This window comes from Vibrio sp. 10N.261.55.F4, assembly GCF_041470465.1.
Taxonomy (GTDB): domain Bacteria; phylum Pseudomonadota; class Gammaproteobacteria; order Enterobacterales; family Vibrionaceae; genus Vibrio; species Vibrio crassostreae_C.
Map to the genome: position 1 here is coordinate 19,257 of NZ_JBFRMM010000022.1, position 10,130 is coordinate 29,386.

Genomic DNA, 10,130 nt, shown 5'->3' on the forward strand with positions numbered 1-10,130 from the left:
GGATGCGAATAAATAAGGCTTAAGAGCAAAAAAACGGAGACCGAAGTCTCCGTTTTCTAAAGCTTATGTGTGACTTTCTCTGCTATAGAGAAAGGGGGATGATTACATCATGCCGCCCATGCCACCCATACCGCCCATGCCACCCATATCAGGCATTGCAGGGCCAGAATCTTGTGGCTTATCAGTGATCATCGCTTCTGTTGTGATCATAAGACCAGCAACTGACGCTGCGAACTGAAGTGCAGAGCGAGTTACCTTAGTTGGATCTAGGATACCCATTGCAATCATGTCGCCGTATTCGCCAGTCGCCGCGTTGTAACCGTAGTTACCTTCGCCAGCACGAACGTTGTTAGCAACAACAGATTCTTCATCACCTGCGTTCTTCGTGATTTGACGGATAGGCGCTTCCATTGCACGTAGTGCAACACGGATACCGACGTTTTGCTCTTCGTTGTCGCCTTCAAGGCCAGCAACTTTAGATGCAGCGCGGATAAGTGCAACACCACCACCAGCAACCACACCCTCTTCAACGGCAGCGCGAGTTGCATGAAGTGCATCTTCTACGCGGTCTTTCTTCTCTTTCATCTCAACTTCAGTTGCAGCGCCTACTTTGATTACTGCAACACCGCCAGCTAGCTTAGCTACGCGCTCTTGAAGTTTCTCTTTGTCGTAGTCAGACGTTGCATCTTCGATTTGTTGACGGATTTGAGAAACACGACCTTGGATCATTGTTTCTTCGCCCGCGCCATCGATGATGGTTGAGTTTTCTTTAGTGATAGTTACACGCTTAGCTTGACCTAGGTCTTCTAGCGTTACTTTCTCTAGGTCTAGGCCGATCTCTTCAGAGATAACCGTACCGCCCGTTAGGATAGCGATGTCTTGCAGCATAGACTTACGACGGTCACCGAAACCAGGCGCTTTAACAGCAGCCACTTTAACGATGCCACGCATGTTGTTCACAACTAGAGTTGCAAGCGCTTCGCCTTCTACATCTTCAGCGATGATAAGAAGTGGACGAGATGCCTTAGCAACTGCTTCTAGAGTCGGAAGAAGTTCACGGATGTTCGAAACTTTCTTGTCGATAAGAAGAATGAATGGGCTTTCTAGATCAACAGAACCCGCTTCTTGGTTGTTGATGAAGTAAGGAGATAGGTAACCACGGTCGAACTGCATACCTTCAACTACGTCTAGCTCGTCTTGTAGAGCCTGACCTTCTTCAACCGTGATTACGCCATCACGACCTACTTTTTCCATCGCTTCAGCAATGATGTTACCTACTGTCGAATCAGAGTTCGCAGAGATAGTACCTACTTGCGCGATAGCTTTTGTATCTGCACATGGAACAGAAAGGCCTTTTAGCTCTTCAACTGCAGCGATAACTGCTTTGTCGATACCGCGCTTAAGATCCATTGGATTCATGCCAGCAGCAACGGCTTTTAAGCCTTCAGTGATGATTGCTTGAGCAAGAACTGTTGCTGTAGTCGTACCGTCGCCCGCCGCGTCATTCGCTTGCGAAGCCACTTCTTTAACCATTTGCGCGCCCATGTTTTGGAACTTGTCTTCAAGTTCGATTTCACGTGCAACTGAAACACCATCTTTAGTGATCGTTGGTGCGCCAAATGATTTGTCTAGAACAACGTTACGGCCTTTAGGACCTAGCGTTACTTTTACTGCGTCAGCCAGAACGTTTACACCTTCTAGCATTTTAATACGTGCGTCATTACCAAATTTAACGTCTTTAGCAGCCATCTTAATTTCCTTTCAAATTCTTTGTTTCGGGGCGTCTCAGCGTTATCGCGTCATTCTGAACAGTGAGGGACGAACGTGATTCAGAATCTACTCAAATCGCACTCTGTTTAGATTCCAGATAATTCGTTCCTCATTTCTGGAATGACGATATGAATCATCCAATACTGGCTCTGATAACTTTTACTGAGAGTTAAATGAAAAATAGATTACTCGACGATCGCCATGATGTCGTTTTCAGACATGATCAGAACTTCTTTGCCGTCGATTTTTTCAGTTTTCGTGCCGTAACCTTCAGCAAAGATAACGGTATCGCCAACTTTTACGTCCAACGGTTGCACTGAACCGTTTTCTAGAATGCGGCCTTTGCCAACAGCTAGAATGATACCGCGAGTCGATTTTTCTGCGGCAGAACCAGTTAGAACGATGCCACCAGCAGATTTAGATTCAACTTCTTGGCGCTCAACGATAACTCGGTCATGTAGAGGACGGATATTCATCGGTCTTATCTCCTGATAATTTCCATTTAAATTTTGATAGTTGCCACGATTAGCGTGGGTCAAACAATATGTTGGGGGCGATGTGAAAGATCCCAAGGGGGGAACGAAAAAATTGTGAGCTAAAGTGCAGATTCTCACCCCTCATCTTTCCCTGCTTTTCGTTTACTCGTATCCCGCATCTGTTTATCCTACGCTTTTGGTTTCTATCGGCGTTTTGCATGCAAGATAAGCACGGGCTATTAACTGCCCCAATTGAGAGTACATTGCGTACCATGACCATACCGACCATATTCGGTATGGTGGCGATCTTGATGTTTAACCTCGTCGATACTTTCTTTATCTCACTGCTCGGCACACAAGCACTTGCAGCAGTGAGCTTTACCTTTCCAGTTACCTTTGCGATTAACTGCATCACCATGGGGATTGGTATTGGCTTATCGACATGTATCGGTCGATTGCTTGGCCAAGGCAGCGCACAAAATGCAGCACGCTTTACCTGTCATGGCTTATTGCTGGCTCTGCTTCTGGTCGGCTGCGCGTCTACATTAGGTATTATCGCCTTAGAACCTATGTTTACCCTGCTAGGAGCAAAGCAAGAGTTGTTGCCGCTGATATCGGAATACATGTCGGTGTGGTATCTCGCGATCCCATTTTTGGTCATCCCCATGGCAGGCAACAGCGCGATTCGAGCCAGCGGTGATACGAAAACACCCGCTAAGATCATGCTACTGGCTGGCCTTATCAATGGCGTTTTAGATCCGCTACTTATCTTCGGGTATGGGCCTTTTCCTGAACTGGGGATTCAAGGCGCTGCGATTGCCAGTGGTTTCAGTTGGTTTGGTGCTTTGTGTGGCTCACTCTACGTATTGATGGTGCGAGAAAAACTGCTTGCGCCGCCTAAGCTGACAAACATCGTCAGTGACTGGCGACAGATCTTAAAAATAGGCACCCCAGCGGCTTTGTCTAACGCTCTGAACCCACTTGCCGGCGCTATCATCATGATGATGCTGGCCAAACAAGGGACTGAAGCCGTGGCGGCGTATGGCGCAGCGCAACGTATCGAGTCCATTCTTATCATTGTGTTGATGTCTCTTACTTCGGCGCTTACGCCTTTCATGGCGCAGAACTTTGGCGCAAACAACCCACAACGCAGTTTTAAGGCACTGTTTCTGAGTATGCGTTTTGCTGTGATGTTCCAAGGTTTGATTTTCTTAATGATGGTGCCGTTGAGCATTCCTTTGGCTGCCCTGTTCTCTCAAGAAGAATCCGTCCGAGGCATATTGTGGCATTACCTGTTAGTCGTGCCCTTTAGCTATGGATTCCAAGGCATTGTGATGATGCTGATCAGTGGGATGAATGCCATGCATCAACCACTCAAAGCCTTTCAATGGAGCTTCATGCGTTTGTTTGTCTTTACCTTGCCATTCGCTTGGATAGGCAGCCAAATTGATGGTGTCGAAGGGCTGTTTATAGGCTTAGCCTTGGGGAACATTGTCGGCGGTATTTCAGGGTACTTGTTTGCGCTTCGTGTAAGGGGTAAAGCAGATGCGGGATACGAAAAGATATAAGAGCAGATACGGGATGCGAAAAGATATAAGAGCAGATACGAGATGCGAGTAACTGGGATGCGAAAAGATTTAAGAGCTTAAGAGCAGTTACGAGATTCGAAGAGCTTGAGAGCAGAAAAAGACTAAAAAAAGGAAGATGACATGGAAGACACCACTTACAAAATGTTCTATGACGCACCAATTGGCAAGATGATCATTGTTAGCAATGGTGTGTCGCTTATTGAAATTGACCATGTAAATCACGAAGAGCTAATGATTAGCAATCCAGATGACCTTTGCCAACTGGCAGCGAAACAGTTAGATGAGTACTTCGCAGGTCAACGAATAGAATTCGATTTGCCATTAAGAGCGATAAAAGGCACTGACTTTCAAAAATCCGCTTGGCAGGCTTTAACAACCATTCCTTATGGCAAAACCATCAGTTACGGTGAACAAGCGAAAATAATGGATAACCCAAAAGCAGTAAGAGCTGTGGGTGGTGCAAATGGCAAGAACCCATTTAGTATTGTTGTGCCTTGCCATAGAGTCATCGGCGCGAATGGAACATTAACCGGCTACACCGGCGGTATGAATCGCAAAGAGTGGTTGTTAGATTTTGAGCGTTCGATCTTAAATAAAAAGAAGTAAACCTTATCTCACTAGATCAATAATATAAAATTTCGCCATCAAGAAGCGCCATTATCACCAGACAACATATAGTCTATATTTAAAATTTCATACAAAGAGGTGATAGTAATGTCCACTGATACGATTGAATCTTATGAAGATCGAAAGCGTAGAGATGGAGCTATAGCGCCAATGAAACTATTATCGTTTTCTATTGATGATAAAAAACATGACCGAGTCAATTCAGGTACTCAGATTCGAGATAAACTGGCAAAACGTAAACAATCGGTTCAAGAATCAACATCACCGTTACGCTGATAATAATACGTTCGGTTACTTTAGTTTAATCCCATAAGTGTCAATATGGGCAAGTAGCTCATTCGATGTAATTCTATGTTTAACGAGCAAGTCAACCTTGAACGGAAGTGACGATTGTTCTAAACGATCTTGCAAGCCTGCGACGACACTTAACGAAATCCCATGCCCCTCGATAACAATATCGATGTCGGAGTTATCTTTATAAGTTCCAAGGGCTCTAGAACCGAATACCCAGGCATGAATGACTAAAGCATGATTCAAAACAATATCCTCAATCAGCTGATACTGATGAGGCTTAAGGCCGACCGAGTCTGGTTTAACCAAATAACTATCGATCACATTTAACCTCTTGTTCGCATTGACCCTCTTGATCACATTTAAGCTTTAAATAGAGTGTGACTTGCCCTATCACTGGTGAAAATGACTCTAAGATCAGTGACTGAGCTTCAAGGACATTTTCCTCATCATAGGTGTGGGACAATAAATTTCGTTTTATGAGTGCTTCAAGCATAATCTCACACTGCTCCGAAGACAGGTGCTTAGCTTCTAAGGCCGTACGAAAAACGCTCCTCGGCGAAGCCACATCAAACCCTTCAAACTCAAGTAAGTCTTTAAGGGTCTTCCATGTCAGTTCGAAAGAAAATTCAAAAGTTTGTACTAACCCAGCGAGCTCTAACTCATTGTAGCTATCTTGTGAGCACGCTCTCTCAAGCCTTTGCTGCGCTTTCATTAAGTTTTGCAGTCGTTGCTTCCAGCGGTCTGGGTTTGAGTTCATATAAACAGCCTAAATATAAGGTAAAAGACAAGTATAGTATGAGCCTTAAGCTACCTAATCATTCAAGCAATGTCACTCTTTCGATATTCATCAAGACTGTTCTTTTCGTCTTTTGTTTAAGGTCGTGCCCTTATGTTCTCCCCTGCATGTTTTTCTTACCCAATACCTGTCCTTAAGCTCTTCGCTACTCGTTTACCCGTATCTCACATCACGCATCCGTTCTTAAGCTCTTCTCATCTCGCTTACTCGTATCTCACATCTATAAAAAAGCCCGCACTTTGAAGTGCGGGCTTTCAAAATCGTTAAAGCTCAACGTGAACCGCTGAGCCAAACAACTATTTAACTACTGACTATTTAACGATCACATCACCTGACATTTCTGCCGGGATTGCGATACCAGACAGAGAAAGCATCGTTGGTGCTAAGTCAGACAGTTTACCGCCCTCTTTGAACTCAACGTCTTTGCTGCCCACGTAGATAAGCGGCACTGGTAAGTTAGTATGTGCAGTGTGGATGCCACCCGTTTCTGGGTTAACCATCATTTCTGCGTTACCGTGGTCTGCGGTGATAAGCAGTTGGCCGTCAGCTTCTTTGATTGCTTCAACCACTTTACCAAGACATTCGTCTAGCGACTCTACGGCTTTAACTGCTGCATCGTAAACGCCAGTGTGGCCAACCATGTCACAGTTAGGGAAGTTACAAACGATCGCGTCGTATTTACCACCTTTGATTGCTGCAACTAGCTTTTCAGTTAGCTCTGGTGCGCTCATTTCTGGCTGTAGGTCGTAAGTTGCTACTTTTGGAGAAGCAACAAGTTGACGCTCTTCACCTTCAAACTCGTCTTCGATACCACCATTGAAGAAGAAAGTAACGTGCGCGTATTTCTCTGTTTCAGAGATACGTAGCTGCGTTTTACCTTCCTTCGATAGCCATTCACCGTAAGTGTTCTCTAGAGAAGCCGGTGGGAATGCACATAGAAGCGGGATGTCTGCTGCGTATTGAGTCAGCATCACGAAATCGATCGCTGGGAATACGTTACGAGCAAAACCATCGAAATCAGGAACGAACGCACGTGTGATTTCACGAGCACGGTCGGCACGGTAGTTCATGAAGATAACCGCATCGCCATCAACGATAGCGGCAGACTCTTCGCCTTCAGCTTTGATTTCAGTCGCTTTAACGAACTCATCGTTTTCGTCACGAGCGTAAGCTGCTTCTAGACCAGCTACCGCTGTATCAAACGTGAATTCTGCTTTTGCTTGAGTCAGCAGGTCGTAAGACTCTTGAACGCGATCCCAGTTGTTATCACGGTCCATTGCGTAGTAACGACCAATAAGCGAAGCAACACGGCCTTTACCTAGCTTAGCGAACAACGCTTGGAAGCGTGCAAGTGTGTTTTCTGCGCTGCGTGGCGGCGTATCACGGCCGTCTAGGAATGCATGCAGGTAGATTTTCTCTGCGCCACGTTCTGCTGCCATTTCAACAGCTGCGTAGATGTGATCTTCATGAGAGTGAACGCCACCTGGAGACATAAGGCCCATGATGTGAACCGCTTTCTCAGCTTTCACCGCTTTATCGATAGCGTTCACTAGCGTTTCAGTTTGGCCGAACTCACCATCTGAAATTGACTTAGTAATACGAGTAAGATCTTGGTATACCACGCGACCCGCACCAATGTTGGTGTGACCCACTTCAGAGTTACCCATTTGGCCATCAGGTAGGCCTACATCTAAGCCAGAAGCCGAGATTAGCGTGTTAGGTTGGTTAGCAATAAGACCGTCTAAAACTGGTGTTTTAGCGTTCGCGATAGCGTTGTCTTGGTTGTCTTCACGGTAACCGTAACCGTCAAGGATCACTAGAGCCATTGGCTTCTTAGCTGACATAGGACTGACCTCGTTCAATTCAAAATAAATCGGTATAAAAACAAATTAGCGTAATTTTACTACAGTTTACAGTCAAAACTGTAGTGGAAGATCAAGAAAGGGCTCAGGTAAGAGGATCGGATGTGAAAAAAAGCGTCATTTTAGGAGGGAGTAAAGTAGGGATATGAATACTTATATCCCCACCATCCTATTGAAAAAGCGGAACAACGGTAGCCTCACGGCTCTTCAGTTTAGAAGATTAATTTCAGTGTCATGCTCTTCATCATCGTCCTGTGACTTTAGATCATGCACCACCGGTTGCTCTATCACTATGGTTTTGTTGGTAACATATTGAAAGCTAAAATCATCCCACAATATTTGATCCAAACTTTCTTCAATTTCTTGATTAGATGAAATATCTATTATCATGATTACTGCCTCATTTCGCTATTAAAGCTCACAGTAATTATGGACAATAAACAGAACACCTTCGAAAGAATTGTGTAAAAAACACGCTAACGGAAGGTCATAATTCAAATAACCGAACCCAATATCGGTTCTAGGCTCTAGGCTCTAGAAGGAGCTCTTCTTGGTTCTGAGCAGCATTCCAAACCAAATCCCCTACCCCATCTGTCGGCTTAAACCCGGTTGGTGCATCGAGAAGAAGCTGGCGAATCGCATCATGTTGTAGGTTATGACAAGCGAAATCCAAAGATTCAAGTAGCGTGTCATATTCATTAATCGGTAAGAACACTTCTTGTGCCGTCATGATTCGCTCATGAGCGGTTGGGGATACATTATCGCCAATCAATAACTCTTCATAGAGCTTCTCACCAGGACGCAGGCCAGAGAATTGGATTTCAATATCACCATGAGGGTTCTCTTCATTCTTAACAGAAAGGCCTGAAAGGTTGATCAAGTTTGCTGCAAGGTCTGTGATTTTGACCGATTCACCCATATCAAGAACGAAAACATCGCCGCCTTTACCCATAGCGCCCGCTTGGATAACCAGTTGCGCCGCTTCAGGGATAGTCATAAAGAAACGGGTAATATCGCGGTGGGTAACAGTAAGTGGGCCACCGGCTTTAATCTGCCTTTTAAACAGAGGAATCACCGAGCCAGACGAGCCAAGCACATTGCCAAAGCGAACCATACAGAAACGTGTACCGTGCTCTTTTTGGTTCTCTTGCTCAGCTAAAGCTTGCAGGCCTAATTCCGCCATACGCTTGGTGGTACCCATCACGTTAGTTGGGCGTACCGCTTTATCTGTCGAGATAAGCACAAACGATTCAACACCCGCTTCAATCGCCGCTTTAGCCGTATAGTAAGTCCCGTAAACATTGTTACGTACGCCTTCTATCACGTTGTACTCGACTAGAGGAACGTGTTTATAAGCCGCGGCATGATAAACCGTTTGGACACCAAAAGACTGCATTGAGGTTAACAAGCGATGCGAACGCTGCACCGAGCCTAACAGTGGAACGATTTCAACATCATAACCTTTGGTTTCTTTAACTAAAGAAAGCTCGCGATCAATTTGGTACAAGCCAAACTCAGAGACTTCAAACAACACTAATGTTTTAGGTTGTTGTTTGAGGATTTGACGACAAAGTTCAGAACCAATAGAGCCGCCAGCACCGGTCACCATCACCACTTTATCTTTGATGTCAGCTTCCATCAGAGCTTGCTGAGGCGCAACCGCATCACGACCGAGCAAATCTTCGATAGGTACATCGGTAAGTTCATCAATTTTTGCTTTACCTGACACAATATCCGCCATTTCAGGCACGGTTTGAATCTCAACGGGCAGCTGCGCCAGCAAATCCAATACTTGCTTACGGCGAGCGCGAGAAGCGCTTGGGATCGCGAGCAAGATTTTAGAAACATCGTGCTTCTCAATCAACCTTTCCGCTTTGTCTAATACAATAACGGGCAAACCCAAAATCATCGTATTGGTGAGCGTTTTGTCTTCATCAATGAACGCGCGTACTCGATAGTTTTCAGACGCTCTTAACGCGACAGCCAACTGTCGGCCGCCTGAGCCCGCACCGTAAATTAATACTTCTTGACGTGAATCTTTCGACGTCGTCGCGACAAGATTGCGAACCACCAAACGAGAGCCGCCACATAACAAAGCTAAATAAGCACCGTAAATAATAGGCACCGTACGAGGGACTGGTTCTTGCAGGTAATAGGCAAACAGAGCCAAAGAGATTGCCGACAATATTGCGCCTGCCGTTACCACAAACAGTGCTTGAAAGGTGAGATACCTAAGTACTGCGCGATAAAGCCCTAATTTAGTAAAAATAAGCACCGTCATCATTACTGTTAAGCCTGTCAGTAATAAGTTGTCGCCATCATTCAAAAATTGGAAATCGCCTAGCCTTGTCCACAACGCAATGTGCAGAGCAAATATAATGAGTAAAGCATCAATAGAAACACTGATAACCCGCTTTTTAAAACGAGAAAGGTGCCATATGAAGTTTAGACGTTGCATAAAGTTATTCTTATTTATGAGTATTTAATAAACCACAAAGACTGCATGAGTGGATGTGTTGAACATTATTTAAATTCGCAAAGAGAACTTGCAAAAGATAACCCGAATATTTAATTCGCGCTTTAATTTGTTATTGATATAAAAACCCCAACAGTTCGACAACTTTCATCTATTGGGGGTTTGGTGACTTATTAAGACGGTATCTTACACGAACAACAATCTCATACCTGAAACTCTCAAGCCAGTAAGCCAGTAAGC

General features: G+C 44.9%; 9 protein-coding genes. 3 read left to right on the forward strand and 6 right to left on the reverse strand.

All coding sequences use genetic code 11. The features are described 5' to 3' along the window. Nucleotides 1–102: 102 nt before the first annotated feature. Both groL and AB4249_RS12570 read right to left on the reverse strand, forming a co-directional pair. The gene (gene groL / locus AB4249_RS12565; protein WP_017061290.1) at nucleotides 103–1,749 is read right to left on the reverse strand and encodes a chaperonin GroEL; all 1,647 of its coding nucleotides are present in this window, start codon (nucleotides 1,747–1,749) and stop codon (nucleotides 103–105) included. Nucleotides 1,750–1,955: 206 nt separating this feature from the next. Then, nucleotides 1,956–2,246 carry a co-chaperone GroES gene (locus tag AB4249_RS12570; RefSeq protein ID WP_010433998.1) on the reverse strand — a complete coding sequence of 97 codons (291 nt, stop codon included), beginning with the start codon at nucleotides 2,244–2,246 and terminating at the stop codon, nucleotides 1,956–1,958. A 218-nt stretch (nucleotides 2,247–2,464) separates the two neighbouring features. Here AB4249_RS12570 and AB4249_RS12575 point away from each other — a divergent pair, with 218 nt between their 5' ends. From AB4249_RS12575 to AB4249_RS12585, 3 genes are all read left to right on the forward strand, one after another. After that, the gene (locus AB4249_RS12575) at nucleotides 2,465–3,814 is read left to right on the forward strand and encodes an MATE family efflux transporter (protein WP_065584506.1); all 1,350 of its coding nucleotides are present in this window, start codon (nucleotides 2,465–2,467) and stop codon (nucleotides 3,812–3,814) included. Between the two features lie 141 nt (nucleotides 3,815–3,955). Then, nucleotides 3,956–4,441, forward strand: a complete 486-nt coding sequence (locus AB4249_RS12580; RefSeq protein ID WP_372103412.1) for a methylated-DNA--[protein]-cysteine S-methyltransferase — start codon at nucleotides 3,956–3,958, stop codon at nucleotides 4,439–4,441. Nucleotides 4,442–4,549: 108 nt separating this feature from the next. Then, complete coding sequence (locus AB4249_RS12585) at nucleotides 4,550–4,738, forward strand: hypothetical protein (protein WP_017067159.1); 189 nt, start codon at nucleotides 4,550–4,552, stop codon at nucleotides 4,736–4,738. Between the two features lie 15 nt (nucleotides 4,739–4,753). Here the strand turns inward: AB4249_RS12585 and AB4249_RS12590 are convergent, their stop codons facing one another. The 4 genes from AB4249_RS12590 to AB4249_RS12605 all read right to left on the reverse strand — a co-directional run bounded on the left by AB4249_RS12590 (nucleotide 4,754) and on the right by AB4249_RS12605 (nucleotide 9,872). Next, on the reverse strand, nucleotides 4,754–5,077 hold the full coding sequence (locus AB4249_RS12590) for a nucleotidyltransferase family protein (RefSeq protein ID WP_372103415.1): 324 nt from the start codon (nucleotides 5,075–5,077) through the stop codon (nucleotides 4,754–4,756). Beyond that, nucleotides 5,067–5,513, reverse strand: a complete 447-nt coding sequence (locus AB4249_RS12595; RefSeq protein ID WP_017093683.1) for an HI0074 family nucleotidyltransferase substrate-binding subunit — start codon at nucleotides 5,511–5,513, stop codon at nucleotides 5,067–5,069. Before AB4249_RS12595 ends, AB4249_RS12590 begins: the two co-directional genes overlap by 11 nt. Nucleotides 5,514–5,863: 350 nt before the next feature. Next, nucleotides 5,864–7,396, reverse strand: a complete 1,533-nt coding sequence (gene gpmM, locus AB4249_RS12600; protein WP_102332651.1) for a 2,3-bisphosphoglycerate-independent phosphoglycerate mutase — start codon at nucleotides 7,394–7,396, stop codon at nucleotides 5,864–5,866. A 538-nt stretch (nucleotides 7,397–7,934) separates the two neighbouring features. Beyond that, nucleotides 7,935–9,872 (reverse strand): polysaccharide biosynthesis protein, encoded by a 1,938-nt coding sequence (locus AB4249_RS12605; protein ID WP_372103418.1) that lies wholly within the window; start codon nucleotides 9,870–9,872, stop codon nucleotides 7,935–7,937. Nucleotides 9,873–10,130 lie beyond the last annotated feature (258 nt).

Bases quoted from the DNA above. Each gene is read 5' to 3' on its own strand.
- AB4249_RS12580 (WP_372103412.1), top strand. From the start codon at position 3,956: ATGGAAGACACCACTTACAAAATGTTCTATGACGCACCAATTGGCAAG.
- AB4249_RS12570 (WP_010433998.1), bottom strand. From the start codon at position 2,246: ATGAATATCCGTCCTCTACATGACCGAGTTATCGTTGAGCGCCAAGAA.
- AB4249_RS12595 (WP_017093683.1), bottom strand. From the start codon at position 5,513: ATGAACTCAAACCCAGACCGCTGGAAGCAACGACTGCAAAACTTAATG.
- AB4249_RS12575 (WP_065584506.1), top strand. From the start codon at position 2,465: ATGCAAGATAAGCACGGGCTATTAACTGCCCCAATTGAGAGTACATTG.
- AB4249_RS12605 (WP_372103418.1), bottom strand. From the start codon at position 9,872: ATGCAACGTCTAAACTTCATATGGCACCTTTCTCGTTTTAAAAAGCGG.
- gpmM (WP_102332651.1), bottom strand. From the start codon at position 7,396: ATGTCAGCTAAGAAGCCAATGGCTCTAGTGATCCTTGACGGTTACGGT.
- groL (WP_017061290.1), bottom strand. From the start codon at position 1,749: ATGGCTGCTAAAGACGTTAAATTTGGTAATGACGCACGTATTAAAATG.
- AB4249_RS12585 (WP_017067159.1), top strand. From the start codon at position 4,550: ATGTCCACTGATACGATTGAATCTTATGAAGATCGAAAGCGTAGAGAT.